Origin of the sequence: Wolbachia endosymbiont (group A) of Phasia obesa, from assembly GCF_964028125.1 — a bacterium.
GTDB lineage: Bacteria > Pseudomonadota > Alphaproteobacteria > Rickettsiales > Anaplasmataceae > Wolbachia > Wolbachia pipientis.
In genome coordinates this window covers 659,467-686,399 of sequence record NZ_OZ034764.1, presented here as the reverse complement: position 1 = coordinate 686,399, position 26,933 = coordinate 659,467, and the positions used below count along the sequence as shown (strand labels likewise).

Here is a 26,933-nt window from a genome sequence, read left to right as displayed (position 1 = left end):
TTTAAAGATTAGCGTTAAAAGTTATTATTAAAAATAAGTAAATTTCATTGTTTTAGTACAATATTTAGTATACACTTTAAGAAGATATGTTTGATTTAATTTCATGTCAGAAGCAAAAAGTTTAATTTTGGCAGCTATCCTTTCCATGTTAATCATGGTGTCTTGGCGTATTATTTATGATAATTTTTTTAGTACAAACCAAAACCAGCCATTGATTGAAAATATTGAACATATCGAATCTTTTAACGACCTTGCTCCTATAATATACCAAAATCGTTCTGAAATTATTAATTCTACTCGAGAACAGAGGGTTAGTTTAACCAATAACATGATTAAAGGATCAATTTCTCTGAAAGGTGCAAGGTTTGATGACTTAATTTTAACTAATTACCACTTAGAACCGAATTCTTCTTCTCCACAAGTGGTGTTACTGTCACCTGCAGAATCAAAAGATGTATATTTCGCAGAATTTGGGTGGCTCGATCCGAATAACAAGATTAAAGTTCCAGATTCTAAGGCAGTTTGGCAAGCAGAGAAACTCAATCAAAAAGAGGTCAATTTATTTTGGGATAATGAAAATGGCATTGTGTTTAAAATGAAAATTAGCCTTGACGATAACTACATGTTTAAAATTGAGCAGATTGTTGAAAATAACACAAAAGATAATGTAGTTTTGGTTCCTTATGGTAAAATTAACCGTAAACGTGACAATATCAACGAATCTTATTGGATATCCCATGAAGGAGTACTGGGTGCATTTGATAATAAACTGGAGGAGTGGACGTATAAGGATATCTCCAAGAAACATTTAATAAAAGCAAATACAAGTGAAAAAAATTGGTTTGGTTTTGCTGATAAATACTGGCTCACAGCCATCATACCTGAAAAATCTGATAAAATAAATGTAAGCATTAAACATACTAACGCTAATGATATTGATAAATTTCAAGTAGATTTTGTTAAGTCTTATAAGAGTATACTTCCTGGTGCAAGCACTTCTAATGTGAATTATTTTTTTGCTGGAGCAAAAAAGTTGAATTTACTGGATTCTTATAAGGATACTCTCAATATACCTTTGTTTGATAAAGCTGTAGATTTTGGTGTTCTTTACTTTATAACTAAACCAGTGTTTTTACTGCTTGAATACTTTAACTTCGTTTTAAAGAATTTTGGCTTAGCAATATTATTGCTGACTTTAGTAATCAAACTTTTGATGCTTCCCTTATCTAATAGATCATATGTTTCAATGTTCAAGGTGAAAAGCTTGCAGCCTGAGCTAACTCGTGTAAAAGAGTTGTATAAAAATGACAGCTTAAAGCAGCATAAAGAGACAATTGCATTGTTTAAGAGAAACAACGTAAATCCAATGTCGAGCATTTTTCCCATGCTAATACAAATACCGGTATTTTTTGCTCTATATAAAGTATTATTTGTTACTATAGAGATGAGGCATGCTCCTTTTTTTTTATGGATTAAGGATCTTTCAGCTCCTGACCCAACGAACATCTTTACATTATTTGGGTTGTTTAATTATAACTTTCCTATTTCTATAGGCATTTTACCTATAATTTTCGGTGCCACCATGATAATTCAGCAGAAGCTAAGTGAGAAAGATCAAACCAGTAAAGATGATATTCAAGTAAATGTTATGAAGTTTTTACCTTACATTTCTGTCTTTATTTTTTCTTCTTTTCCTGCCGGCCTGGTAATATATTGGATATTTAGTAATATTATAACTCTAATTCAACAATCATTAATAAAGTTGTTTTTAACAAAAAAAGTGGTAGTAAATGTCGAGAATACTAATAGTTAATTCGATTTATTATACTGAAATAGCGAACCTTTTGCTTGAAGGTGCAATTGATAAATTAAAAGGCAGTAATGCCAGTTACGATGTAGTTGAGGTTCCTGGTACATTTGAGATACCAGCTACAATTCTTTTTGCAGTCAAGAGTGGGCATACTAATTATGATGGTTATTTAGCTCTTGGGTGCGTAATTCGCGGTGAAACCGATCATTATCAATATGTTTGTAAAGGAGTAATTGAAGGCTTAAATGCAGTTGTTATGCATTATGCAATGCCCCTTGGTATGGGCGTAATTACCGCTGACAGCAAAGATAAAGCACTAGTTAGAGCTGATAAAAACAAAAAGAACGTTGGTGGCCATGCAGCCTCAACTGTTTTGCATATGATAGATTTACACAATAAATTAAAATAATGGAGGAAAAACCAGTAGATAAAAAGTGGCGCATAAAAAGAAGCACGGCAAGATTTCTTGCTGTACAAATTGCTTATTCAAATATTTTCGTAGGTTACAACAAAAGCACTTTTAAACTGGGAAATTGTGAGCTTAAGGACTACATAAATAAGTTGAAAGATATATTTGAATGTGAAGAATTTGAACATCAGTTCTTAGAAAACTTGTTATATAAGGTTATAAAAAGCAGTGAAGAATATGATAAAATAATAGAGTCTTATTTACACCCAAGTTGGTCCCTTTCACGGTTAAATCTTATAAGCTTATCTATTTTGCGTGTTGCAATATGTGAGTTAGCTAATTGTGATACGCCAGTTCCAGTTGTCATTAATGAATATACTAACATTGCATCTGATTTACTTGATAAACCAAGCGAAATTGGTTTTATTAATGGGTTATTGGATAAGGCAAAAGATGCAGTTAAATTAAATAAAAATCCTTAGCAGCTTCTCACAACTATATAAAAGTTTATTTTTTAAGGCAATTCCCATTGAGTAACTGACACTAAAAAATAAAGAGGCAGACTTAGCCTGCCTCTTTTACTTCACTTGGCCATACTGTCTATTTTCCTTGTTGTTGAGAAGCAACTTGTTCAACAATAAGCGAGCCTAAATAAGTGTTAACTCCTTTATTCTCATTTTTGTTTAAACCTAATGTTTTATTCCATTCTGTTTTATCTACTGTCTCGAACTTACCTTCTTTGTTTTTCACTTCTAGTGAATTTATACCTAAGAATACAGTATCACCAAACTCCGCTTTACCATCACCAATTTCACCAGTAACATAGTAATTTTTGCCTTCTAAGCTGAAGTTTATACGATATTTATCTTTTATAACCTCACCTTTTTCATTCTTGTTTTGGTTATTTGCTTTTATATCTTCATGCACTTCTTTTGTTACTTGTAACATTACTGTACCATCCTTAATAACAATCTTCGGAGCTTTCAACTCAGATGTTTTATTGTTTTTGCTGATAGCGTATATTGCTAGACTAGTTAGTGCAACAGCAACAATTGCTAATATACCGATTCCAAGTGGTGTAGCTGCAAAAGCTGCAAGTGGAGTAAGCATGCAAGTTGAAGACACCCAATATGGTGCTGAAAGTGCTATTGCTGCGCCTATGACATACAAAGAAGTAAGTGCAACAAGTGCAGTATTTGTTTTGTGAAATTGACCACAGTGATTTTGAAAAGTTAGCATAAACGACCTCGTTTAATAAAATATTAATATGCTTAAATTGTGTATAAAAAAATTGTCATAGTCAAGCTTTTTCGTAAGTTACCTACCACTTGAGCCAAAGCCCCCTGCATTGCGACCGGTTTCTTCTGTGCAGAACTCTTCTCTGTCATCCCAAATTACCTGAGATACCGGAGAAATAAGGATTTGTGCGATTCTATCTCCTCTTTTTATTTCGTATGGTTGATTACTTAGATTAATTAGGCAAATTTTAACCTCACCTCGATAATCAGAGTCTATAGTGCCCGGAGAGTTTAAGACAGTGATTCCATGTTTTGCAGCAAGACCAGAACGTGGGCGTACTTGCCCCTCAAAACCGTTTGGTATTGCAATCACAATTCCAGTTGGAATAAGTAATCTCTCAAGTGGATTTAAAACAGCAGAGTCATTCAATGCAGCATAAAGATCCATACCAGCACTCTGCGTAGTTGCATAACATGGAAGAGACAAGTCTTCTTCGTGTGATAATCTTTTTATTTCTACTTTAATTTTACTTCTTTGCACTCCAATTTACCATCTATGAAGACTCAATTATAGCATGTAAATTGTATCTGCAAAAGTGATAAATGTAAATGATGTCATTCCAGCGCGTGACGCTAGGCCATAAAATTCCTTGACAAGTTCAGTGCTCCTTTTTTTGTCATCCCAGTGCCCCTATGATGTCATTCCAGTCTGGAATCTAGTCCTTATTATGCAGCCACTTGGTTGAAATTAAGTCTTCTGGATCCCAGTGTCTGGGCACTGGGATGACACCCTGACAACCGTCATCCCGCTACTTGTTAGCGGGATCTAGAGATACCGCGAATGAATCGCGGTATGACGTAGATTGCTGTCATTCCAGTGTCAGCTACTTGAATGACACCCTCTTGGTATTCGTGTAGTTGTAAGCAGTATAGCTATAAATCACTCACAATCGATATGCTTGCATTACTCTCAGTAAATAAATCAAGCATAATGTTAGGTATTCTACCATCAACTATGTGAACAACTCCAGCACATTCCTCCGCCATTTTAACGTATGCCATAAGCCTTTCAATAAATTTTTCCCCTTTAATTTTCCCACAATCAATCGATGCATTTAAATTTTTAACAGATATCTTCCTGCCACCAATTTTATCTATTTCTTCATCTGTGTCACTCAAGATTATCATTTTAGATGCAGAAACTGCGATTGCGATTGCGCTTGCAGTGCTATCGGCATCAATATGATATGTTTCCCCATCTTTTCCATGACCAATTGGTGCAATAACTGGTATAAAATCTGATTCTTCAATAAAAAATAATATATCAGGATTGATTTCAGTGGGTCTACCGATGAACCCCATGTCTAATATCTTTTCGATATTATTTGATCTATCTTCTCTAAGCGTAGCGGTTATTTTTTCGGCTTTAATTAAGTTACCATCTTTTCCACATAATCCAATAGCTGAACCACCAGCAGAATTTATATACTGAACAATTTTTTTATTAACTGAACCACACAGTGCCATTTCAATGATTTTCATAGTGTCTTTGTCTGTAAGTCTGATACCATTCACAAACTTACTGTCCATACCCAGCATTTTTAACACCGAGTTAATTTCATATTCTCCGTCATGAATTATTACCGGATTTATACCAAGCTGCTTCAACAAGACAACATTATGCACAAAAGTATTAAATAGTGTTTCATCTAAGATTATTGTACCACCGCATTTAATGACAAAAGTCTCGCCTACAAAGCTAGGTATGTTAGATAGCACTTCAAGTAATATTTCTGCTTTTTGTTCAAATGATACCTCACCCTTTAAAAATTCGCTACTCTTCATTTTTTTATCTTGTAAACTTGAAAAACTCATCTCTTACCTTGGTTATTTTATGCTTAACACGGATGCTCATTTGATGAATTGACACATTCTCATTATTAATCCATTTTTGAATATCTTCTATAACAGCACCTAAGCTTTTTTGACTTACTTTATCTATTTTTGTTAGCACAATGTTAAAGTTAATGTTATTATATATTAACCAATAAATGAAGTCTTTGTCTATTTCTTTTAATCCTACCTTGCTATCTATCAACACAAACACTCTTCTTAGATTTCTTCTTTGAATTAGATAATACTCAATTAAGTTTAAATATTGTATAATTTCCTCCTTACCTGCATGAGAATAACCATACCCTGGCAGGTCAACAAGCCTGAACTTATCATTGTACATAGAGTAAAAATTTATTTGTCTAGTGCATCCAGGTTTAGAGGAAACTCTGGCAGCTTTTTTGCTGTTTATCAGTAAGTTAATCAGACTGGATTTTCCTACATTTGATCTACCAGCAAACGCAATCTCTGGAGCCGATTCATCTGGTAATGTTTTTATGTCCGAAGCTCCAAATATGAAATTGCAGTTTGATGTTATCTGTTTTGCCATTATATTCAACTAGAAGGTAGTAGGTATATTATAGTGTTATTGCTTGATATAAGAAATTTTTTATTTCAGTATATATTACTTAGCTAGATCTGTGCTATATGGATATGGAAAATAATTTACAAGACTTAAAGAAAAAATTTAATGATATAGAGAGGAATTTGGAAAATCCTACCAATTTAAGTCAAAAAGAATTCATTACCCTTTCAAAGGAATACTCTGAGCTCAGGCCAATAATCAAGATAATTGATGAATATAACACGCTGAAAGAGGAAATTTCAGACTTAGAAGAAATAATGAAAGATGAAAACAGCGAAGGTGATATAAAAGAGTTAGCAAAAGAAGAATTTTTCGAAAAGCAGAAGGTATTATTACCAAAAATAAAAGCAAAATTAAAGTTAGCATTACTGCCCAAAGATGAAGATGACTCAAGAAATGCAATATTAGAAATTAGAGCAGGTACAGGCGGAGAAGAAGCAGCATTATTTGCAGCAATGTTATTTCGTATGTATCAAAAATATGCAGAAAGAAGAAATTGGAAGTTCGAGCCAATAAGCATTTCTAATACAGGTATAGGTGGCTATAAGGAAGCTTCTGCACTCATTAATGGAACAGAAGTTTTTGCAAGGTTGAAATTTGAATCAGGGGTGCACAGAGTACAGAGAGTGCCAGAAACTGAATCCTCAGGAAGGTTGCATACCTCTGCCGCTACTGTTGCGATATTACCTGAAGTAGAAGAAGTTGACTTTAAAATAGAAGAAAAAGACTTACGAATAGATGTTTATAGATCCAGTGGTCCTGGAGGGCAATCAGTGAATACAACTGACAGCGCAGTAAGGGTCACCCACTTGCCAACAGGGATAGTTGTGATACAGCAAGATGAAAAATCGCAGCATAAAAATAAAGCTAAAGCGCTCAAAGTATTGAGGGCAAGGCTATACGAAATTGAAAGACAAAAAAAAGAAATGGAAAGGTCAACAATGAGGAAAAGTCAGATTGGCTCTGGTGATCGTTCCGAGCGCATAAGAACATATAATTTCCCACAATCAAGAATAACAGACCACAGAATTAATCTAACTTCACATCGGCTAGAGCAGATTATAAAAGAAGGCGAACTAGATGAATTTATTGAGCCATTAATCTCACGTAATGAAGCAGAAAGATTGGCAGGGGAAAGTTAGCAGCCTACAATGGAATATCTTTATTAATTACATAGGATCTTTTAAACGCAATAGATAGACAGTAAAAACAAGTTCTAGTACTATCGCGGATAAAACAAGAACAGCTACACTAATTGTTTGACCATTGTAAATGTAGCTTGTTAAGCCGATAAAAATAGCCATGATAAAAGCTCTAATGAACGAGACTGCAGAAGAAGCTGTGCCTTTAATTTCAGGGAAAACATTTATTGATGCATTAAAAATCACTGGCTGGAAAATTGCACAACCGATAGAAAAAATAATCATAGACAGTGTTACTAAGTAGAAAGAGTGGGGTACAATTATACTGAATATTACAAGCAATAGAGACCCAATAGCACCCACGCTCGTACCAGAAATTACACACTTTATTGCTCCAAGTTTCTGCAAGATTTTGCCAGCAAATAGACTGATGAGTGAGAAGCACCCAACTATTGCACCTTGATGTAGTGCATAAATAGTGCTAGATAAACCAAAAGTCTTCATATACAGAAAAGGTCCACAAGTAATGAATGACATATACGCAGCAGAAAAGAGGCTTGACATCAAAGACAACGTAACAAACCTCGGATTAGATAGTAGTTTTCTGTAATCTTTCATCGTTTTTTTTAAACTGAAAATATCGCGGTTCTTTTTTGTTTCTGGTAACGCTAAAAGCAGCAAAACCCAAGAGATCAAACAAAGTATTGCAACAGTTGCATAATTACCACGCCATCCTACAATTTCATTGATGAAACTGCCTAACACTGGCGCAATTGCCATGACAACTGTAAGAACAGAATTCATGATTCCAATAAATTTCACCGCTTCGTTGCCTTTGTAGCTGTCTGCAACGATTGCAAACACAACTACAGATGTGCTAACACCAATGCCCTGAACAAAGCGAGAGATTAAAAGCCAAAAAATCGACGGTGCAAAAACACAACCAACAGCGCCGATTAATAACAAAGTGTTACCTATGATCATAATTCTCCTTCTGCCATAGCATTCAGACAATGGACCAAAAAACAACCCTCCTATGCAAAAGCCTAGGAAATTATAAGCAATAGTTAATTGAATTATGCCTTCCGGTACGTTAAAATAGTGCACCATATCAGGAAAACTAGGTACGGAAATGTCAATTTCAATGAACTTGGCAATGAGAGACAGGATTAACAGAAATGGTAGTAACATTTGAGATTTTTAATTAATGAATAAAAATATCACATTTAAAGCGTTGAAAGAAAACATTTTTTACTGTTATTAAAATGGTTAGAAACACCTCATGTGAAGGAATGGTGGATAAATTGGACACTAGGGTTAATTAAAGAAAAATATGACAACTATGTTAAAGCTCTTACTCTCTGTCCTAACTTTACTTATTTCCTCTTACTTTTTCAACAGTCCGTCTAAATTACTACAAGCAGTTTAATTTTTAGTAAATATGTCATTATTCAAAAATATGCAAGAAGCTTTATAGAAACTTAACATAATTTTATCATAAAAATGTCATTCTTAAGTCCTATGTAAAAACGAATTTTGGCACCAAGTGAATCTTTTTTAATTAACTATGAGCTGGATAAATTGGAAAATAAATTTTGTTTACTTTTACAATACCTTAAGATCTAATATAACTTTATCAGTCAAAAGTATCACAATAGGCTAGTATGTTCTTTACTCTTTTCCTAAAAATATTACCTATTTATATTACGATATTTATTGGTTATTTAGCAGGAAAATGTCTTAAAATTGATAGAAACACTATATCTCAAATACTCTTTTATATAGCTAATCCAATAGTGATTTTATATGGAGTTTCTCATACAGAAGTTAATTTAAAAGTAATTTCTCTGCCGATTTTGATATGGTTTATAGGTAGCACTATGTCCTTATCAGTGTATTATCTTTCTTCTTTTTTATTTAAGGATAACACGAGAAACATATTAGCATTTAGTTCGGGCAGCACAAGTATGGGTTATTTTGGCCTGCCGATTGCCATGGCTTTATTTGATGAAGATTCAGTATCTGTATATGTTGTTTGTTATATAGGAATGGCGCTATTTGAAAACAGCTTAGGATTTTACATAGCTGCAAATGGTATTTATACCGCAAAAGAATGCATATTAAAGTTGTTCAAACTTCCTTCGCTTTATGCGATGGTTCTGGGCTTCTTTTTAAGTATATACGATATACAAATACCTACTTTTTTAACAGATGTTATGATGAACATTAGAAGTACATTTGTCACATTAGGAATGGTGCTACTTGGAGTGAGCATTGCGAATATTGCAAGCTTTAAAATAGATTGGAAGCTTGCTTTGATCACTATTACAGCAAAGTACGTATTCTGGCCACTGTTTGTTTTAGGAATTGTCCTTTTAGACAAGCATGTTATAGGTATATACGATGAGAGCATATATGAAGCACTGATGTTGCTGGCTATTATTCCAGTTTCTGGGTCCAGTATAATACTTGCTAATATTTTGAATTATCAACCAGATAAAGCTACTCTGTTGCTTCTAATCAGTACTGCAGTGGGACTGTTTTATGTTCCACTAATAATATCATTATTTTTTACTAAACTTGTTCCTTTTTGATCAAAAAATTAAGCGCTTGCACAACCATTATTTGGGTAACAACACAAGACATTGATAAAACTTGAATTTATAGCTAAAGCAACTTCTACAATTTGGTAACCCGTCATCCCGCTACTAGTTAGCGCCGCGGCGGTAAATTGACCTTACCCAGAAAAAGTAGAGAGAAAGTTAAGACGTTTTTGGAGTAAAATAAAACGTTTTTTCAAAATATGACAAATAGAAGAGAATATACAGCAGAATTCAAATTAGAAGCTGTTAAGCTGGTTAAAGAAACAGGTCAAGCAAGTACAAAAATAGCAAAAGATCTAGGTATAGATGGCAGTATGTTAAGTAAGAAAATATGATGGAAAAATGTCTGGAGCATACGCATTTCCAGGCAAAGGCTCCTTATGACAAAGAAAGATTTGATCTAAAAAAAGAGCTAATAAGAGAAAGAGACATCTTAAAAAAAGCCCTGGGCAAAGAAAAAGAGTAAAGTATTCTTTTATATAGAAATTGCTATAAAACACAGGAACTATGTAGGGTTTTGTACTGGTGGTATTGGTTGCTAAGGAAAAAAGCAGTAAAGAATTAGCAAAAGAAGGGCTTCTAGCAGATATTCAAAAAATACATCAAGCATTCTAAATGCAGATATGGAGCCCCTAAAATTCACGCTGAATTAAAAGCTTTAGGCAAAAATTAAAACAGTACAAAGTGTTATGCAAGAAAATGGCATTAAAACCAAGCTTAGACGAAGGTTCAAAAATAAAAAACAGCAAATAAGCAACCGAGTTGTGGCTCCGAACACATTGGATCAAAATTTTACTACTGATCAGCCAAATAAAGTTTGGGATTACCTACATAAAAACTAAAGAAGGTTGTTGGCGGCAATAATTGACCTATATTCACGCATGGTGGTTAATGAGTAACATGATAATTAGTTATAGATTCTTTATTGATGGCCGTTGATAAACGCAAACCCGATAAAAATCTGCTGTTACATAGCGATCAAGGGTCACAGTATACCTCTCAAAATTACCAATTTCTATTGAATACAAAAAACATCATTTCCAGCATGAGCCATAAGGGCTGTTGTTACGATAACTCTGTTGCAGAAAAGTTCACTTAAAAGGGAGCTGCTTATTGATACTTCTCGCTCAACAAACCAGAACTGCCATATTTGAATACATAGAAATCTTTTATAACAAATAACGTAGACATTCTACTATTAACTATTGCATTCCTGCACAATTTATTCTCATGATAAAAACGTCTTAACTTTCTCTCTACTTTTTCTGGGTAAGGTCAATTTGGGTCTGCACCATTTTTGAGTAATAGTTTTACTTCTTGTGCATTACCATCTTCTACAGCTAGGAATAATTGTTCTTCCTGTGTTTTTACGCGTGTTTCCACATTAGATATAAAAAATAACAATACTAAACATGCAATACCAATAATGCTAATATATTTTATAACTTTTCTCATAAGATATTTTACAATGCTTCTAATAATATTAGATATCATCTATAAAATTAAAAAATCCATGAAAGGGGATGAAAATATGTAAAAAAGTATTATTGATTAATTAAAAACAGATTTTGATTTGATAATACTAATAAAATCGATTTATCTTAAATTTACGTTGATTTTTACCTGTTATTTTTTGTAGTTTATCCAACGTAAATTCCAGGTAAAACAAAGTCGTTATCTCCAACCGTTACAACCAACTCTCCTTCTTTAATTTTTATTTGATTAGGTGTATGGTCCCATACCATCACACTCTGGGATCATACACCTAAAGTACTCCGACACTGGGATGACACCCCGGGGTTTCTGGGATGACAAAAAAGAGCCCCCTGAGCAAAAATCTTATAGCCACTTGAATGATAATTGACTTTTTGCCTAAAATAACTAAGAAAGAAACTTCTCATCAAGATAACTTAAATATATACTAATTCTCTTATTTTTAAACGATTTCTCATCATGAATTGCACGATCAAAAACCTGAATTTGACTTGTTATAATGCTACAATTATTATTTGCAACTTCTAATACGCCACTATCAATTACAACCTTCTTTTCTATTTGGTTACTCATTTTAACAGTAATCATACCAGGCAATAAATAAATTAAGTAAGGAGCATGGTGAGCTAAAATCATAAGCTCCCCTTCGAGCCCAGTTACTGAAAGAGAAACCACTCCACTGAATGAAATTTGATCATCAGGAGAGAAAAATTGCACTTTAAAAGTATTCATAATCTTTAACTTTTATTTAGCTTCAGCTTGTATTAATTCAGCCTTTTTTATTGCTTCATCTATATTCCCCACCATATAAAAAGCAGCCTCTGGTAAGTGATCATATTTGCCTTCAACAATCCCTTTAAAACTGGAAACAGTATCAGAAAGTGAAACAAATTTACCAGGCATGCCAGTAAATATTTCTGCAACGTGAAAAGGTTGAGAAAGAAATTTCTGAATCTTACGAGCCCTATCAACAATAATTTTATCTTCATCAGATAGCTCATCCATACCAAGTATTGCGATAATATCTTGCAGTGATTTATAAGTTTGCAATATACGTTTCACCTCAGAAGCTACATTATAATGTTCTTCACCAATGATTTCAGCAGATAAAGACTGAGAAGTTGAATCAAGTGGATCAACAGCAGGGTATATTCCCATTTCAGCTATTTGCCTTGACAACACTGTGGTTGCATCAAGGTGAGAGAATGTAGTTGCTGGGGCTGGATCAGTTAAATCGTCCGCAGGAACATATATAGCTTGCACAGAAGTAATAGAGCCAGAAGTTGTTGAAGCTATTCTTTCTTGCATTGCACCCATATCAGTTGCAAGGGTTGGCTGATAACCAACAGCTGACGGTATTCTTCCAAGTAAAGCAGAAATTTCAGAACCAGCTTGTGTAAATCTAAAGATATTATCCACAAAAAATAGAACATCTTGGTTTTCACGGTCACGAAAATACTCTGCCATAGTAAGTGCTGTTAAAGCAATTCTAGCCCTTGCTCCAGGAGGCTCATTCATCTGACCATAAACCAAAACAGCTTGAGATTTTTCATGCTCATTTATATTTATTACATTTGAAGTGATCATCTCGTGATAAAGATCGTTACCTTCACGCGTTCTCTCCCCTACCCCGGCAAACACAGAAAATCCTTTATGAGCTTTTGCTATATTATTAATTAATTCCATTATTAGGACTGTTTTACCAACACCGGCTCCACCAAATAAGCCAATTTTTCCTCCTTTAAGATAAGGTGCAAGAAGATCTATAACTTTTATTCCCGTAACTAAAACTTCTTCCTGTATTCTCTGTTCAGTAAAACTTGGAGGTGCTCTGTGTATAGGCTCTAAGTTATACTTTCCCTTCAGTGGACCACACTCATCTATAAGCTCTCCAACAACATTAAAAATCCTTCCTAAAGTTGAACGCCCAATTGGCACCGATATTGGTGCACCTGTATCAACAAATTCATCCCCCCTTGACATGCCATCTGTGCTATCCATAGCAATACAACGAACTATATTGTCACCTATATGCTGCGAAACTTCTAAAACCAGCTCCTTATCCTTATATTTTAGTTTGCTTTTTAAAGCATTAAATATTTTAGGCAATTCACCTTCAAATTTTATATCAACAACTGCTTGAGTTACCTTAATCGCTCTACCTATATTCATCTCTTTATTTTTATCACCTAACACTATAATTCCATAAAAGAACTTCTAAAGAAAATAAATTTTATATTATTAATAGAAATTTTGCAACATTAAAACGCTTACTAGTTACGCTTCATTACAAACAATGCAAATGCATTTAATAGCCAAGTAATAATAAACAATACTAAACTAAGCGCATAAGCAGCAAGAGTTTGTACACTATTGAAATCCTGATCTCCGGTAAGTAATGTAGCGATCTGCACGGTAATGGTAGTAACTGAATTAAGAGGGTTAAAAGTCAAATTTGCGTTGATTCCCACAGCCATTAGCACAATCATTGTTTCACCTATCACTCTTGAAATTGACAATAAAATTGCACTTAAAATTGTAGGCATTGCATAAGGTATTGTTATATGCCATATAGTTTCCGCTGGAGTTGCACCAAGTGCCATGAAGCCATAACGCAAGCTTTTTGGAACAGATCTTATGGCATCTTCGAGTAAAGAAATAATAAAAGGAAGAATCATTATCCCAATCGATAAACCGGCAACTAAGGCACTTTCTGAGTGTATACTTAAACCAAAAAAATTTGCTACCTGCTTTATAAAGAAAGACAAAAACACAACCGCGAAATATCCATATACAACCGTAGGAATAGCAGACAAAACTTGCAAAGTTGTATTAACAATATAACGCACTTTCTCACTCGCATATTCACTAATATATATTGCAGAAAATAAACCAAGCGGAACGACAACTAACATTGCTATAATAGTTATAAGTAATGTACCAACTAAAAGCGGCGCTATACCAAAACATCCTATCTTCTCTTCATTGATAGTGACTACATTGTGGCCCCATTTCAAGCAAAACAAGAATTCTGAAATAGCTACTTTATTAAAAAAACTAATGGATTGAATAAAAATAGACAGCATTATAAATAAAGTGATAAAAAATGATATGGCCAAAGCCACAAATAACGAAAGTTTTATTATCTTATTTCTTTTATTTTTAAAGATAAAAGCAAGCATGAAAAAAAGTAACGCTATAGAAATAAAAGTTACAAAACAATTATTATAGAATACTAACAACCAAGTTAGCATCCATACACAACTAAGATATAGATAAGATTTAACCTTATTTACTTCTTGAAACCTACTAAAACAAAATAAAAGGATTAGTAAGACAGGTATGACTATCACCGAATTCATTCTTCCATGCATCAAATTTTATTCTACGAAAATGTCATACAAGTTCACCATTATTTGACAATAAAGTAAAACAATTTAAAATAAATAATTATATTAATATAAAAACAATGAAGAGAACATTTCAACCAAAAAATTTGATAAGAAAGCGCAGACACGGATTTCGTTCACGTATGGCAACAAGAGCTGGAAGAAAAATCCTTAATAGGCGCCGTTCATTAGGGTGTAACAAATTATGCGCATAGTAAGTATAAAAAAAAAGATTTTTCTTCTGCTTTCAAAAATAAGTTAGCACTCAACAGTCTTTTTTATCGTGGGCTTTATATATCACTGTACGCTATAAAAGAAAGAGAACCTGAAAAGTACATTCATACTATTAGAGTAGGTCTGGCTATCAGTAAAAAAACCGGAAAAGCAGCAAAAAGAAATAAAATAAAAAGGCAACTACGAATGCTTGCTAAAATTAGCATTTTAAATATAAGTAATATAGGGCACTACTACATAATACTAACTCATAGAAACATTATGCAAGCAAGTTATAAAAATTTACAAAAAGATCTAACTATTTGCTTAAAAAAGATAAAATAAAAAAAATCTCAATTAAGGTATTTACAACTATATTTTTTATGATAATATAGGTAAAATTTTTAAAAATAGTTAATGGGTGTGATGAATGGTAGAGCATATAAAAGAGGTAAATAACACAGGCTTTGGTCAGATGTATCAATTCTTATTTCTTCCTAAAGGAACAGGAACAGATTGGAGGTCAGCATTTCGCCAACAAGAAGAATTATTTAAAAAAGTGGGAGGTAATGTAATATTACCAGAAATCAGTAATTCTCCTTCAAAAGGGAATCAATTAGGGGAAGTAGGAACAATGCTAAATAATGTAGAAAATGACCAAGAACATATAAGAAAAAAAAGATATCATAGTTAAAGTAAAAACTTAAAGAATAGTAACAAAACAAGAAAGTTAAAATATAAGTATACCTACTGTCTAATTAACAAAGAAATTTTTATAAACTTGGCGGCGACCTACTCTCCCTTTTCAAGTACCATCAGCGCTAAAAAGTTTCACTTCCGAGTTCGAGATGAGATCGGGTGGTTCATTTTTGCTATAGCCACCAAGTCAATAAAAATTTCTAACTTAACAATTTTAACTTAATATTTAACACTGCATACACACATATAGAAAGCAAATAAATCAATCAGGCTATTAGTACTAGTTAGCTTCACATGTTACCATGCTTCCACACCTAGCCTATCAACGTGGTAGTCTTCCACGGCCTTAATTGGGAAATCTTTTTGAAGAGGGTTTCTTGCTTATATGCTTTCAGCAATTATCCCATCTATACATAGCCACCCAGCGATGCTATTGGCATAACAGCTGGTACACCAGAGGTATATCCATCTCGGTCCTCTCGTACTAGAGTCAGACCTTCTCAAATTTCCTTCACCCACGGCAGATAGAAACCGAACTGTCTCACGACGTTCTAAACCCAACTCACGTATCACTTTAATCGGCGAACAGCCGAACCCTTGGGACCTTCTTCAGCCCCAGGATGTGATGAGTCGACATCGAGGTGCCAAACGGTGTCGTCGCTATGAACGCTCGAACACCATCAGCCTGTTATCCCCGGCGTACCTTTTATCCGTTGAGCGATGACCCTTCCATACAGAATCACCGGATCACTATGACCGACTTTCGTCTCTGCTTGGCTTGTCAGCCTCGCAGTCAGGCAAGCTTATGCCATTATACTATCAAGCTGATTTCCGACCAGCTCTAGCTTACCTTCGCACGCCTCCGTTACTTTTTAGGAGGCGACCGCCCCAGTCAAACTACCCACCATACAATGTCCTAGTTCCAGATAATGAAACATAGTTAGATATCAAAAGTGTAAAGGGTGGTATCTCAAGGTTGACTCCATTATAGCTAGCGCCATAACTTCAAAGTCTCCCACCTATCCTGCACATCACACTTTTAATAGCAATGTAAAGCTATAGTAAAGGTGCACGGGGTCTCTTCGTCTAACCGCGGGTACCCCGCATCTGCACGGGGAATTCAATTTCGCTGAAGTGATGTTGGAGACAGTGGAGAAATCGTTACGCCATTCGTGCGGGTCGGAACTTACCCGACAAGGAATTTCGCTACCTTAGGACCGTCAGTGTTACGGCCGCCGTTTACTGGGGCTTCAATTCGGAGCTTGCACCCTTCCTATTAACCTTCCAGCACCGGGCAGGCGTCAGACCCTATACTTCCACTTACGTGTTTGCAGAGTCCTGTGTTTTTAGTAAACAGTCGCTACTCCCTATTTTGTGCCACCTACTCATAGTTGCCTAAAAGCAGGTTACCCTTCTTCCGAAGTTACAGGTATAATTTGCCGAGTTCCTTCAACATCATTCTTTCAACACCTTAGTATACTCTACTCATCCACCAGTGTCGGTTTGCGGTACGGCCTCATAAATATAAGTGCTATTTCCTGGAGCTTCTTTTAAGCATAGATCAATCCAATAAGATCTATACAAATACGAAACCCGTCACACTTAAGAGGTTTAGGAATATTAACCTAATTGCCATCGACTACTCCTTTACGGACTCGCCTTAGGAACCGACTAACCCTACGCAGATTAACTTAACGTAGGAACCCTTAGATTTTTGGTGAGAGTGTTTTTCACACTCTTTTACGCTACTTATGTCAGCATTCTCACTTCCGATATCTCCAGCAGTTTTCACAAACCACCTTCACAGACTTACGGAACGCTCCGCTACCGCGCCTATTGATCGAAATCAATAAGCACTCACATCTTCGGTATACAGCTTTAGCCCCGGTACATTTTCGGCGCAGAAAAACTTATTTAGACAAGTGAGCTGTTACGCTTTCTTTAAAGGATGGCTGCTTCCAAGCCAACCTCCTAGCTGTAATGGTTTTTCTACTTCCTTCCCCACTTAGCTGTAATTTTGGGACCTTAGATAGTGATCTGGGTTGTTTCCCTCTTCACCACGGACTTAGCACCCGTAGTGTGCCTGCTATATAATTAATTGTTGGTATTCGGAGTTTAGTTAGATTTGGTAAGACGGTGAATCCCCCTAGTCTATCCAGTGCTCTACCCCCAACAACATACATACAACGCTCTACCTAAATAGATTTCGCGGAGAACCAGCTATTTCCAAGTTTGATTGGCCTTTCACCCCTAATCACAACTCATCCAATAATGTTGCAACATTAACTGGTTCGATCCTCCAGTGTGTTTTACCACACCTTCAATCTGGTCATGACTAGATCACTTGGTTTCGGGTCTAATCCATAAAACTAAAACGCCCTATTCAGACTTGCTTTCGCTACGCCTACACCTAACGGCTTAAGCTTGCTTCATAGATTAACTCGCTGACCCATTATGCAAAAGGTACGCTGTCACTCTAAATATCAATAAATTGATATAGAGCTCCAACTGTTTGTAAGCACTTGATTTCAGATTCTATTTCACTCCCCTCCCGGGGTTCTTTTCACCTTTCCCTCACGGTACTTGTTCACTATCGGTCGTTAAGGAGTATTTAGGCTTGGAGGATGGTCCCCCCATATTCAAACAGGATTTCACGTGCCCCGCTCTACTCAAGGATTTAAAAACTTTCTACTTATACAGGACTATCACCTTCTATGGTTACTATTTCCAGAGTATTCTAATTCTTATTCTTAAATCACTAGCCTTTTCCGCTTTCGCTCGTCACTACTAACAGAATCTCGGTTGATTTCTTTTCCTTTGGCTACTTAGATATTTCAGTTCACCAAGTTTGCTTTACATACTTAGTACGTAATAACTAGCTAAACTAGTTGGGTTTCCCCATTCGGAAATCTGCGGATCAAAATTTGTTGACAATTCCCCACAGCTTATCGCAGCCTGCCACGTCCTTCATCGCCTCTTAACGCCAAGGCATCCATCAAGTGCTCTTAATAATTTATTTATCCGACTATATGCAGAATATGCAGAGTTAAATATTATTAAAATTGAATTGAGATTAAATTAATCTCTACCATAAAACTTGTCAAACATCTAAAAACTAAATTAATCTTTTATATGTTATAACCTAATAAATAATATGTCAACGCCTTTTTGCACAAAACATTTACTTATATTATCAACAACAATATACTAGCAATCCTAAACAGTATAATCTGAGAAATATGTGGTAAACTTATATATACAGTAAAAATTAATAAAAAAGATATTTTGTAAGATAAAATGTGTTAAAATCAATTGCCTAAAAATGATAATAAACATTCGGAGTATTTCTAACGTATGAAAAGTAATCTCTCTTTTATAAAAAACGTTGCTTTAAATTGTATGTCTAAGCTCATTGGCGTATTAAATATTAAGAAAGTAAAACACTTCATTGTGAATAAATATAATACTCTTCATAAAGAAATGACAGTGCTTCTTAAAAAATCTAAGAACCTGTTAAACACCAACATTGAAATCGGTTTATATCACTTTTATAAAGGTAGCATATCAGATGCAAAGTTACGATTTTGGTTAATTAGCATATTTTACCCCCATTTACCTATAGTCTGGTATAACATCGGAAGGTGTCATTTTGCGGTAGGGAATACTAACAAAGCTTATAATTATTTAACAAGGGCACTAAAATTAGATAATGACCACGAGGAGGCGTCTTACTATATAAAAAAAATGACAAACTCAGCGCCTATTACAGAATTGCCAAAAAACCTCATAAGACAATATTTTGATTACACAGGTGAATATTTTGTTGAGCATTGGTTGATTGCCAAACAATATAGAGGGCATGAACTTGTACACATGATAATTACAAAAATCTTCAACAACTCCACTTCTGAGCTCAATATACTCGACCTTGGTTGTGGAACTGGAATATGTGGTCATTTCTTGAAAATAAATAGTATTGGAAACCATATAATAGGAATTGACATTTCAAGTAGAATGCTAAATATCGCAAGAGGATGCTTTATAAAAGGTAAGCCTGTTTACAATGAATTAATACATATGGAAATGAAAGAGTTTCTTAAACAAGAGAAAAACCAGCAGTATGATGTAATTATCTTTGCTGAAGTGCTACATTATCTACATGACTTTCAAGAAGAATTGGAATTAGCAAAAAGATCTACGAGCAAAAAAGGGGTTATTGTATGTTTAATAAGAAGAAAGGAAGGTGAAGGTATTGACTTTGTAAATAAAGGAGACTATTTTCGTCACTCAGAAAGTTATGTTCAACATGTTGCAAAAGAAATAAATATGCAAATAAGTTATATGAGTTACTGTAAAATATATGGCAGTCAGGTTAACGGTATCTTGTTTGCATTACAGCATCAACAAGAAAATCCGAAAAACCTAACTTAAAAATCGCTCAAAATGACTTTTAAGTATCTATATATAATAAAAGAATAAAAGGAACTTTATGAATAACATTACCATTAATTACGCAAAGGACAGCAAATTAACCGACTTTGGAAAAGCAGTTCTATCAGACAGGTATTTAATAGAAAATGAAAGTTATCAAGACCTCTTTGCACGTATTGCTAATTACTATTCTGATAATAAAGAACATGCGCAGCGTCTTTATGACTACATGAGCAACTTGTGGTTCATGCCTTCAACACCAATAATCAGCAATGGTGGCACTAAGAGAGGGTTACCTATCTCTTGCTTTCTTAATGAAACCGAAGACAGCTTGCAGGGAATAGTTGATCTATGGAATGAAAATGTTTGGCTTGCTGCACGTGGAGGAGGCATAGGTAGTTATTGGGGAAATTTACGCTCAATAGGCGAAAGCGTAAAGGGTAGCGGCAAAACATCAGGAATTGTTCCATTTATTGTAGTGCAAAATGCTCTAACGCTTGCAATTAGTCAGGGATCCCTAAGGCGAGGAAGTTCAGCAGTCTACCTTCCTGTATCTCATCCGGAGATAGAAGAGTTTCTAGATTTACGCAAGCCAACAGGCGGTGACCCAAATCGCAAAGCGTTAAATATACATCATGCTGTAATAGTAACAGATAAATTTATGCAGGCTGTTGAGAATGATCAAGAATGGAATTTAATAAGCCCTCACAACAATAAGGTTATTTCAACTGTAAAAGCGCGGGATATATGGATCAAAATATTAACAGCAAGAGTTGAAACTGGAGAACCTTACATTATTTTCCTTGATGCAACAAATAACAATAAGCCAGAATCTTACAAAAAGCTCAACTTAGACATCAAGATGTCAAATCTATGCAGTGAAATAACTTTAACCACAGGTTATGATCACCTGAATAAGTCACGCACTGCTGTGTGTTGTCTATCATCCGTAAACCTTGAGTACTACGAAGAATGGAAAGACAATAAACTCTTCATAGAAGATATAATGCGCTTTCTTGATAATGTATTGGAAGATTTCATAAATAAAGCACCGAATGAAATGCAGCGAGCAAAATATTCTGCAGCCAGAGAACGCAGTATTGGTCTTGGTGTGATGGGCTTTCACTCATTTTTACAAAGCAAAATGGTTCCTTTTGAATCAGTAACAGCACAACAATGGAATAAAAAAATATTTAAGTATTTACGCGAGCAAGCAGATATAGTTTCTAAAAAATTAGCAGAAGAAAAGGGAGCATGTTCTGATGCCAAAGAAGTTGATCTAATGGAAAGGTTTACACACAAACTCGCTATTGCTCCTACTGCTTCGATCTCCATTATTGCAGGTAATACCTCTCCTGGAATAGAACCATATGCAGCAAACGTATTCATACAAAAGACACTTACAGGCTCATTTGTAGTGCGAAATAAATTCTTGCAAAAACTATTAGCAGAAAAAAATCAAGACAATGATAAAATATGGTCTTCAATTTCAACAAACGAGGGTTCCGTTCAGCATTTAGATTTTCTTAGTGAGCATGAAAAATTGACATTTAAAACAGCGTACGAGCTTGACCAAAGATGGATTATAGAACATGCAAGTGATAGAACTTCGTATATTTGTCAATCTCAATCAGTAAATCTGTTCTTACCTGCCAACGTACATAAACGTTACTTGCACAAAATACACATGCTTGCTTGGAAAAAAGGATTGAAGAGCTTATATTACTGCAGATCACAATCAATGCAGAGAGCCGATAAGGTCTCGCATGACATATTCAAAAAAAGTGAAATATTGCAACAAAAAACAGATATTGACTACGATGAATGTCTGTCATGCCAATAGCGGCCTTACTCAAAAAAGTAGAGAGAAAGTTAAGCAAATGGGTAAATAGACTTCTTGCATAACCATATAACGCACTTTTATTGGGAATAGAAACGAAAAAACTTTCTTGACAAACTCCGCCAGCCCTCTTATCATAAAATTGAAGCTATTTATTTATCTTCTCTGTACAGATTAAATGACAAAAAAACTCACGTATCTGGCGTCTCATGTTTAATTTTTTGCACTATGTGCACCTTATGTCTTTATCAAACTTCTACCTACATAAGCTGAAACGCGCTTATAAAGCGTTTAAAACATAAAAAAACGCCAACTTAAAAAATGGATAGTGAATAACTAGCTACCCTAGGGTTTCTTTTGCCTTTTTTTCTGTTTAGTAAATTTCTTAAACATTTATAGCTAAGGTTAGTTGCATTTAAAAGCAGCTGAGTCGCGGTTATTAAGCGTTTAGAATAAAAAAACGCCATACTTGAAAGTATAATGTAAGTAATTAGCCAACTACGGGGCTTCTTTTGCCTTTTTTTTCATTTGGTAAATTTCTTAAACATTTATGGCTAAACGACAATCGTCATCCCGCTACTTGTTAGCGGGATCTATTGCCGAGATACCGCGAATGAATCGCGGTATGACGGTTCGCGGTGGCATGACGATAAAGTTTATACCTCGTCATCCCGCTGCTTGTTAGCGGGATCTATTGCCGAGATACCGCGAATGAATCGCGGTATGACGGTTCGTGGCAGCATGAAGATAATCCCGCTACTTGTTAGCGGCTGAGATACTGCGGCGGTATGACGTAGATTGCTGTCATTCCGCTACTAGTTAGCGCCGCAGCGGTATGGTGTAGGAAAATTAGCTATATAGCTAACTTGTACCACGCGTTAAAGCTTTTAAACAGGTCTTGGTTTACTTACTCCATTATTTTCTTTATTATCAGATATCATTTTAAATAATATGGAGGAGCAAATTGTCAGCAATTGCCATTATTGATTTTGGTTCACAGTTTACACAGCTTATCGCAAGACAAGTAAGAGGAATGGGCGTTTATTGTGAGATATTTCCAAGCAACATCAGTTTTGAAACAATATCAAAATTCAATGGGTTTATTCTCTCTGGAGGACCACAATCTGTAAATGATGATTGTTCTGAAACAAGTAGAGTAGTACATGAAATTACAAAACTTAATGAGGCAACAAGCGTTCCTATACTTGGAATATGCTATGGACAGCAACTCATTTGTCATTATTTTGGAGCAAAAGTAAAAGAGAGTTTCAAACAGGAGTTTGGTAGAACTAAAATCAAGATACTAAAAGAATCCCCCATTGTAAAGGATACCTGGGATGTTAATTCTGAAGTGGATGTATTAATGAACCATGCGGACAGTGTTGATACTATACCACAGGGATTTACTGTTATCGCATCAGGTGTGATAAATCAAACAATTGCAATGATTGTTAACGAACAGCGAAAGATTTACTGTACTCAATTCCATCCTGAAGTGAGGCCCACAACAAATGGCAGTAAATTGCTCTCTAACTTCTTGGATATTGCAAATTGCGAAAGAGACTGGACAATGAAGTCGTTTATTGAGGAGCAAAAGGAAAAAATCAAAAATGTAGTAGGAGAGAAAAAAGTAATCGCTGCAGTAAGTGGTGGGGTTGATTCAAGTGTTGCAGCGGCTCTCACATATAAAGCTATAGGAAAACAATTAAACTGTATTTTTATCGATACTGGGTTGTTACGCAAGAACCAGACCATTGCTATGTTGAAAGAGATTCCGATAAACTACGTTGATAAATCAAATTTATTTTTGAGTAGATTGAAGGGAATAACTGATCCAGAAGAAAAACGAAAAATTATCGGTAACACTTTTATTGAAGTGTTTGAAGAAGAAGCAAAAAAAATAGGTGATGTGGATTTTTTGATGCAAGGTACCATCTACTCTGATGTAGTTGAGTCAGGGCATGCCTCAGACAACACTAGTACAATTAAGTCTCACCATAATGTTGGTGGGTTGCCAGAAAAGATGAATCTGAAGTTAGTGGAGCCTTTACGTTACCTCTTTAAAGATGAGGTAAGGCTACTTGGAAAGGAAATTGGGCTTTCAGACGAGATAATATTTCAACATCCATTTCCTGGACCCGGACTTGCAGTGAGGATTATAAGTGAAGTCGATAAAGAAAAGGTGCAAATATTGCAAGAAGTAGATGAAATATATATTAATACGATGAAAAATTACGATCTATATGATAAGATATGGCAAGCTTTTGCTGTATTATTACCAATAAAAACTGTAGGCGTTATGGGAGATGGTCGTACGTATGGATATGTTTGTGCTTTAAGGGCTGTAACATCATCTGATGGTATGACAGCTGATGCATTTCCATTTGAAAATAAGGATCAACACTTGCTAGTATTTTGGGATTTTTTACAGAATGTTGGCAGTATAATTGTTAATAATGTTCCCGGAGTAAATAGAGTTGTTTATGATATCACTTCTAAACCACCCGCAACTATTGAGTGGGAGTAAATCAAAAAGATCCCGCTGCTTGTTAGCTGGATCTAGAGATACCGCGAATGAATCCCGGTATGACGGTTAATTTTCTTTATTTTGCTTATAATTTCCACAAGCAGTGCAAACATAAATGAAGAATACAAATATCCTTTTGGTAATTCTATATGAAATCCATGAAGTATGAGGTACACACCGACAAGTAAAATAAATAAAATGGCGATTATTTTTAACCCTGGGTTAGATTTGATTAACTGGGCGGTATAACTTGATAAAAACAGCATTGCTAGCATGGAAAATGTAAATGCTGTAGCAATTATTACCATGTTATAAGTTAGTGCTATAGCAGTTAATATCGAATCAACCGAAAAAACTAAATCTATTAATATAATTTGTAGCACAACTAAAAAAAATTTTGATTTAACGTTTGCTTTCTTTTTATTTTTCTTACATACAAAGATGTCATCCCGTAACTCCATAGAGCTCTTAACAATAAGGAATAATCCCCCTGCGATCATAAGTAAATCCCTTGCTGATGCAGTGTGAAATATAGGTTTTTGCATTGACAATATAGATGATGTAAAAAATAGTATTACAAAACGCATTAATAGTGCTAATCCAAGGCCCATAAGGCGCACTCTTTCTCTCAGCGCATTTGGTACCTTATCTATTGCTAGAGAAATAAAGATTAAATTGTCTACACTAAGTATAGTTTCAAGTAGTGTAAGTGTCAGTAAAGTCCAAGCATCAGTTAGCATTTTTGTTTCAAATTCGGTTCTTCTTACTCTACAATAGATGTGTAAAAATTAAGTGACTTCACTCAGAAGTTTTATAGCAGTTCTCCAGAAAAACAGGATATATAAAGTTCAGCAGCTTCTTCTATTTTCGTTTTTGAGCAAAATCAATAATAAGAGAGTTTCTTATTTTCATGCACGCAAATAAGATAAAGCCTTATTTTCATTTTTGACTTTATTTGAAAATAATATATACTATAAAAATAGTGTGCTAGGTTGAATGAATGTATATTAAAGGATCACCATCAGGCAAAGTATTCGCTGGTTATCAGGCATTTATACCAAGCCCCTTGCCACCAAAATTTGAATGGGACAATGATTTAGTTAATAGTCTTTAAACCCTTACTTTACTATAAGGAAAGTGGTTGAAAACTTAGGTGTCGTATTTACAACAGCCCAAAGAGCAATCGTAAAGCTTGAAGATTTAGGCATCGTTTCACAAACTTCTCAAGGAAAGAGAGATCGGGTTTATTGTGCAACTGATATTTTGAATATTCTAGAAGAACCAACTAAGATTACAGAGAACTTCGATAGCACATTGTAGCTATTGTGATGAATAAATTCAGCAAACAGCAAGCTTAAAGAGTCTGATCCAATGGACATGCTGAACAAAAAGTAAGGAGCTCCTTTTGGAGGATTATATTAACTTATTAATTAATTGCTTGACTTTTAGCAGGATTTATTATATTATTTATTAATGAGCAATGCAATCAAACCAAGGAGGATAGCATGATAAATAATTTGGATTCAATAATTCTTGGAATAAAAGATGGTGAAAAGGCGATTGAAGATTTAAGGGTTGTTCTTAAAAAAAGAAAAGAAGAAGTTATTACTACACAGACATTTAATTACGCTTTACGATGCCCAAAAACTACAAAGGAAGCGATAGTACACGAAATTCTGCTTCATTTTATACAAAATCCTGGCGAGCAATCACTAGAACAAGTGATACAATGCTTAGATAGAGCAATACAATCTGGGATATATGCAAAAAACAACCCAATAAGAAATCTAGATGAAGAATTTCGTACTCATATAAACTTTAAAGATGAAGAGGGAAATACATTACTACATCATGCAGTTATAGGTAATAAAACTGAAGAAATAATCACCCTTCTTGTTACATATAGTGCAAATCCTTTGATACAAAACGCGGATAATAAAATTCCTTTAGATTTAGCTCAAGGAGAAACAAAAGAAGTGCTTATTAAAAGTATGAAAAAACAAGCTAATACGAAAAAAGAAAGCGCTATGGTAGGCAGTTTGGTGCCTGGCGTAATAATTGGTGGTTTTCTTGGTGTTGTACTTGGAGCTGGTGTGTGTGTTGCAGTAAGTCTTTCTGGTGGTATGATACTAGGTGTAATGATAGCATCTTCTCTTGTTGCTAGTATAGCTATTGGACTGGCCATGTATTTTTTGAGTCAAGACTATGAACAGGCTAAAGCGATAGAAAAAACTATTAGCACTGTTAGCTCTGAAATATCTGTTGATGATACAACTGCCGCTAATAAAAATAATAAAGAAGGGCCACAACTTACATATAGCTGACCCAAGCAACACGTCATACCGCGATTCATTCGCGGTATAGATTCCGCTAACTAGTAGCGGAATGACGAATGTGTCGTTTTTCAAATTGTCGTAAGTCACTTTAGCTATAATACACACAAGGAGGGTGTCATCCCAGCGCCCCTATGATGTCATCCCAGTGCTTGACACTGGGATCCAGAAAAGTTTGCTTGTAAACTAGCATGGAAAGTAGCTGATCTTACACTAAATGAATGTTTTTGATGAGGTTGCATAGAAGCTGGATTCCAGCGTCACGCGCTGGAATGACAACTGCGTTTTTTGTTTTTTTGTCATCAAATACTCCTACTCTTTATGTC

At 34.9% G+C, this 26,933-nt stretch carries 25 protein-coding genes, 2 rRNA genes and 1 pseudogene; 16 read left to right on the top strand and 12 right to left on the bottom strand.

Translation table 11 applies throughout. From position 1 onward, the window contains the following. Nucleotides 1-103 precede the first annotated feature (103 nt). From yidC to nusB, 3 genes are read left to right on the top strand one after another with little or no spacing between them, the layout of a single operon-like run. The gene (gene yidC / locus ABWU29_RS03520) at nucleotides 104-1,813 is read left to right on the top strand and encodes a membrane protein insertase YidC (protein ID WP_015588874.1); all 1,710 of its coding nucleotides are present in this window, start codon (nucleotides 104-106) and stop codon (nucleotides 1,811-1,813) included. Beyond that, nucleotides 1,791-2,219 carry a 6,7-dimethyl-8-ribityllumazine synthase gene (locus ABWU29_RS03515; RefSeq protein WP_015588873.1) on the top strand — a complete coding sequence of 143 codons (429 nt, stop codon included), beginning with the start codon at nucleotides 1,791-1,793 and terminating at the stop codon, nucleotides 2,217-2,219. Before yidC ends, ABWU29_RS03515 begins: the two co-directional genes overlap by 23 nt. Continuing rightward, on the top strand, nucleotides 2,219-2,701 hold the full coding sequence (gene nusB, locus ABWU29_RS03510; protein WP_015588872.1) for a transcription antitermination factor NusB: 483 nt from the start codon (nucleotides 2,219-2,221) through the stop codon (nucleotides 2,699-2,701). The genes ABWU29_RS03515 and nusB overlap by 1 nt, the downstream gene beginning before the upstream one ends. A 118-nt stretch (nucleotides 2,702-2,819) precedes the next feature. Here the strand turns inward: nusB and ABWU29_RS03505 are convergent, their stop codons facing one another. The 4 genes from ABWU29_RS03505 to yihA all read right to left on the bottom strand — a co-directional run bounded on the left by ABWU29_RS03505 (nucleotide 2,820) and on the right by yihA (nucleotide 5,900). Beyond that, nucleotides 2,820-3,458 (bottom strand): hypothetical protein, encoded by a 639-nt coding sequence (locus ABWU29_RS03505; protein WP_015588871.1) that lies wholly within the window; start codon nucleotides 3,456-3,458, stop codon nucleotides 2,820-2,822. 78 nt (nucleotides 3,459-3,536) lie between these two features. Continuing rightward, complete coding sequence (dut, locus tag ABWU29_RS03500) at nucleotides 3,537-3,998, bottom strand: dUTP diphosphatase (protein WP_141456865.1); 462 nt, start codon at nucleotides 3,996-3,998, stop codon at nucleotides 3,537-3,539. 392 nt (nucleotides 3,999-4,390) lie between these two features. Continuing rightward, nucleotides 4,391-5,302, bottom strand: coding sequence for an acetylglutamate kinase (gene argB / locus ABWU29_RS03490; protein ID WP_015588869.1), 912 nt, complete (start codon nucleotides 5,300-5,302; stop codon nucleotides 4,391-4,393). A 4-nt stretch (nucleotides 5,303-5,306) separates the two neighbouring features. Further along, the gene (yihA, locus tag ABWU29_RS03485; protein WP_015588868.1) at nucleotides 5,307-5,900 is read right to left on the bottom strand and encodes a ribosome biogenesis GTP-binding protein YihA/YsxC; all 594 of its coding nucleotides are present in this window, start codon (nucleotides 5,898-5,900) and stop codon (nucleotides 5,307-5,309) included. A 98-nt stretch (nucleotides 5,901-5,998) separates the two neighbouring features. Here yihA and prfA point away from each other — a divergent pair, with 98 nt between their 5' ends. After that, nucleotides 5,999-7,078 carry a peptide chain release factor 1 gene (gene prfA / locus ABWU29_RS03480; RefSeq protein WP_353280131.1) on the top strand — a complete coding sequence of 360 codons (1,080 nt, stop codon included), beginning with the start codon at nucleotides 5,999-6,001 and terminating at the stop codon, nucleotides 7,076-7,078. Nucleotides 7,079-7,105: 27 nt separating this feature from the next. On the opposite strand, the gene ABWU29_RS03475 is transcribed toward prfA, so the two are convergent. After that, a complete protein-coding gene (locus tag ABWU29_RS03475) occupies nucleotides 7,106-8,269 on the bottom strand; it encodes a multidrug effflux MFS transporter (protein ID WP_353280130.1) in 1,164 nt (387 codons plus the stop codon). A gap of 473 nt (nucleotides 8,270-8,742) precedes the next feature. Here ABWU29_RS03475 and ABWU29_RS03470 point away from each other — a divergent pair, with 473 nt between their 5' ends. The 4 genes from ABWU29_RS03470 (at nucleotide 8,743) to ABWU29_RS03455 (ending at nucleotide 10,780) form a co-directional block, all read left to right on the top strand. Then, nucleotides 8,743-9,672: an AEC family transporter gene (locus ABWU29_RS03470; protein ID WP_353280129.1), complete on the top strand. Its 930-nt coding sequence runs from the start codon at nucleotides 8,743-8,745 to the stop codon at nucleotides 9,670-9,672. Nucleotides 9,673-9,881: 209 nt separating this feature from the next. Then, nucleotides 9,882-10,016, top strand: a complete 135-nt coding sequence (locus tag ABWU29_RS03465) for an IS3 family transposase (RefSeq protein WP_007548354.1) — start codon at nucleotides 9,882-9,884, stop codon at nucleotides 10,014-10,016. Continuing rightward, entirely contained in the window at nucleotides 10,013-10,147 is a 135-nt protein-coding gene (locus tag ABWU29_RS03460) for a hypothetical protein (protein ID WP_007548509.1), read from the top strand. Before ABWU29_RS03465 ends, ABWU29_RS03460 begins: the two co-directional genes overlap by 4 nt. Before the next feature lie 447 nt (nucleotides 10,148-10,594). Further along, entirely contained in the window at nucleotides 10,595-10,780 is a 186-nt protein-coding gene (locus ABWU29_RS03455) for a DDE-type integrase/transposase/recombinase (RefSeq protein WP_338062968.1), read from the top strand. Nucleotides 10,781-10,956: 176 nt separating this feature from the next. Here the strand turns inward: ABWU29_RS03455 and ABWU29_RS03450 are convergent, their stop codons facing one another. From ABWU29_RS03450 to pstC, 4 genes are all read right to left on the bottom strand, one after another. Further along, nucleotides 10,957-11,136 carry an ankyrin repeat domain-containing protein gene (locus tag ABWU29_RS03450; protein ID WP_223823054.1) on the bottom strand — a complete coding sequence of 60 codons (180 nt, stop codon included), beginning with the start codon at nucleotides 11,134-11,136 and terminating at the stop codon, nucleotides 10,957-10,959. A gap of 426 nt (nucleotides 11,137-11,562) precedes the next feature. After that, nucleotides 11,563-11,907: a F0F1 ATP synthase subunit epsilon gene (locus tag ABWU29_RS03445; protein ID WP_015588865.1), complete on the bottom strand. Its 345-nt coding sequence runs from the start codon at nucleotides 11,905-11,907 to the stop codon at nucleotides 11,563-11,565. Between the two features lie 12 nt (nucleotides 11,908-11,919). After that, the gene (atpD, locus tag ABWU29_RS03440; RefSeq protein ID WP_015588864.1) at nucleotides 11,920-13,347 is read right to left on the bottom strand and encodes a F0F1 ATP synthase subunit beta; all 1,428 of its coding nucleotides are present in this window, start codon (nucleotides 13,345-13,347) and stop codon (nucleotides 11,920-11,922) included. 101 nt (nucleotides 13,348-13,448) lie between these two features. Then, nucleotides 13,449-14,537: a phosphate ABC transporter permease subunit PstC gene (pstC, locus tag ABWU29_RS03435; RefSeq protein WP_038199744.1), complete on the bottom strand. Its 1,089-nt coding sequence runs from the start codon at nucleotides 14,535-14,537 to the stop codon at nucleotides 13,449-13,451. Between the two features lie 107 nt (nucleotides 14,538-14,644). Here pstC and rpmH point away from each other — a divergent pair, with 107 nt between their 5' ends. From rpmH to ABWU29_RS03420, 3 genes and pseudogenes are all read left to right on the top strand, one after another. After that, nucleotides 14,645-14,779 (top strand): 50S ribosomal protein L34, encoded by a 135-nt coding sequence (gene rpmH / locus ABWU29_RS03430; protein ID WP_006279898.1) that lies wholly within the window; start codon nucleotides 14,645-14,647, stop codon nucleotides 14,777-14,779. A 19-nt stretch (nucleotides 14,780-14,798) separates the two neighbouring features. Next, nucleotides 14,799-15,122: pseudogene (rnpA, locus tag ABWU29_RS03425) on the top strand (ribonuclease P protein component); the annotation flags it as partial. A gap of 85 nt (nucleotides 15,123-15,207) precedes the next feature. Beyond that, the gene (locus ABWU29_RS03420; RefSeq protein WP_141456820.1) at nucleotides 15,208-15,471 is read left to right on the top strand and encodes a hypothetical protein; all 264 of its coding nucleotides are present in this window, start codon (nucleotides 15,208-15,210) and stop codon (nucleotides 15,469-15,471) included. A gap of 85 nt (nucleotides 15,472-15,556) precedes the next feature. Here ABWU29_RS03420 and rrf read toward each other — a convergent pair. Continuing rightward, a 5S ribosomal RNA gene (gene rrf / locus ABWU29_RS03415) occupies nucleotides 15,557-15,663 on the bottom strand. Nucleotides 15,664-15,729: 66 nt separating this feature from the next. Beyond that, a 23S ribosomal RNA gene (locus ABWU29_RS03410) occupies nucleotides 15,730-18,495 on the bottom strand. 335 nt (nucleotides 18,496-18,830) lie between these two features. On the opposite strand from ABWU29_RS03410, the gene ABWU29_RS03405 reads away from it, so the two are divergent. From ABWU29_RS03405 to guaA, 3 genes are all read left to right on the top strand, one after another. Further along, nucleotides 18,831-19,907 carry a methyltransferase domain-containing protein gene (locus ABWU29_RS03405; protein ID WP_141456819.1) on the top strand — a complete coding sequence of 359 codons (1,077 nt, stop codon included), beginning with the start codon at nucleotides 18,831-18,833 and terminating at the stop codon, nucleotides 19,905-19,907. A gap of 58 nt (nucleotides 19,908-19,965) precedes the next feature. Continuing rightward, entirely contained in the window at nucleotides 19,966-21,750 is a 1,785-nt protein-coding gene (locus ABWU29_RS03400) for a ribonucleoside-diphosphate reductase subunit alpha (protein WP_353280128.1), read from the top strand. 961 nt (nucleotides 21,751-22,711) lie between these two features. After that, nucleotides 22,712-24,274 carry a glutamine-hydrolyzing GMP synthase gene (guaA, locus tag ABWU29_RS03395; RefSeq protein WP_353280127.1) on the top strand — a complete coding sequence of 521 codons (1,563 nt, stop codon included), beginning with the start codon at nucleotides 22,712-22,714 and terminating at the stop codon, nucleotides 24,272-24,274. Between the two features lie 32 nt (nucleotides 24,275-24,306). Here the strand turns inward: guaA and ABWU29_RS03390 are convergent, their stop codons facing one another. After that, a complete protein-coding gene (locus ABWU29_RS03390) occupies nucleotides 24,307-25,014 on the bottom strand; it encodes a TerC family protein (protein WP_141456817.1) in 708 nt (235 codons plus the stop codon). Between the two features lie 397 nt (nucleotides 25,015-25,411). Between ABWU29_RS03390 and ABWU29_RS03385 the strand changes: the two genes are divergently transcribed. Both ABWU29_RS03385 and ABWU29_RS03380 read left to right on the top strand, forming a co-directional pair. Further along, nucleotides 25,412-25,594 (top strand): hypothetical protein, encoded by a 183-nt coding sequence (locus ABWU29_RS03385; protein ID WP_006279522.1) that lies wholly within the window; start codon nucleotides 25,412-25,414, stop codon nucleotides 25,592-25,594. Between the two features lie 185 nt (nucleotides 25,595-25,779). Then, the gene (locus tag ABWU29_RS03380) at nucleotides 25,780-26,598 is read left to right on the top strand and encodes an ankyrin repeat domain-containing protein (RefSeq protein ID WP_141456816.1); all 819 of its coding nucleotides are present in this window, start codon (nucleotides 25,780-25,782) and stop codon (nucleotides 26,596-26,598) included. The last annotated feature ends 335 nt before the right edge of the window (nucleotides 26,599-26,933 follow it).

Coding starts and splice junctions, on each gene's coding strand:
- yidC (WP_015588874.1), top strand. CDS start 104: ATGTCAGAAGCAAAAAGTTTAATTTTGGCAGCTATCCTTTCCATGTTA.
- ABWU29_RS03515 (WP_015588873.1), top strand. CDS start 1,791: ATGTCGAGAATACTAATAGTTAATTCGATTTATTATACTGAAATAGCG.
- nusB (WP_015588872.1), top strand. CDS start 2,219: ATGGAGGAAAAACCAGTAGATAAAAAGTGGCGCATAAAAAGAAGCACG.
- ABWU29_RS03505 (WP_015588871.1), bottom strand. CDS start 3,458: ATGCTAACTTTTCAAAATCACTGTGGTCAATTTCACAAAACAAATACT.
- argB (WP_015588869.1), bottom strand. CDS start 5,302: ATGAAGAGTAGCGAATTTTTAAAGGGTGAGGTATCATTTGAACAAAAA.
- yihA (WP_015588868.1), bottom strand. CDS start 5,900: ATGGCAAAACAGATAACATCAAACTGCAATTTCATATTTGGAGCTTCG.
- prfA (WP_353280131.1), top strand. CDS start 5,999: ATGGATATGGAAAATAATTTACAAGACTTAAAGAAAAAATTTAATGAT.
- ABWU29_RS03475 (WP_353280130.1), bottom strand. CDS start 8,269: ATGTTACTACCATTTCTGTTAATCCTGTCTCTCATTGCCAAGTTCATT.
- ABWU29_RS03470 (WP_353280129.1), top strand. CDS start 8,743: ATGTTCTTTACTCTTTTCCTAAAAATATTACCTATTTATATTACGATA.
- ABWU29_RS03465 (WP_007548354.1), top strand. CDS start 9,882: ATGACAAATAGAAGAGAATATACAGCAGAATTCAAATTAGAAGCTGTT.
- ABWU29_RS03460 (WP_007548509.1), top strand. CDS start 10,013: ATGATGGAAAAATGTCTGGAGCATACGCATTTCCAGGCAAAGGCTCCT.
- ABWU29_RS03450 (WP_223823054.1), bottom strand. CDS start 11,136: ATGAGAAAAGTTATAAAATATATTAGCATTATTGGTATTGCATGTTTA.
- ABWU29_RS03445 (WP_015588865.1), bottom strand. CDS start 11,907: ATGAATACTTTTAAAGTGCAATTTTTCTCTCCTGATGATCAAATTTCA.
- atpD (WP_015588864.1), bottom strand. CDS start 13,347: ATGAATATAGGTAGAGCGATTAAGGTAACTCAAGCAGTTGTTGATATA.
- pstC (WP_038199744.1), bottom strand. CDS start 14,537: ATGAATTCGGTGATAGTCATACCTGTCTTACTAATCCTTTTATTTTGT.
- rpmH (WP_006279898.1), top strand. CDS start 14,645: ATGAAGAGAACATTTCAACCAAAAAATTTGATAAGAAAGCGCAGACAC.
- ABWU29_RS03420 (WP_141456820.1), top strand. CDS start 15,208: ATGGTAGAGCATATAAAAGAGGTAAATAACACAGGCTTTGGTCAGATG.
- ABWU29_RS03405 (WP_141456819.1), top strand. CDS start 18,831: ATGAAAAGTAATCTCTCTTTTATAAAAAACGTTGCTTTAAATTGTATG.
- ABWU29_RS03400 (WP_353280128.1), top strand. CDS start 19,966: ATGAATAACATTACCATTAATTACGCAAAGGACAGCAAATTAACCGAC.
- ABWU29_RS03390 (WP_141456817.1), bottom strand. CDS start 25,014: ATGCTAACTGATGCTTGGACTTTACTGACACTTACACTACTTGAAACT.
- ABWU29_RS03380 (WP_141456816.1), top strand. CDS start 25,780: ATGATAAATAATTTGGATTCAATAATTCTTGGAATAAAAGATGGTGAA.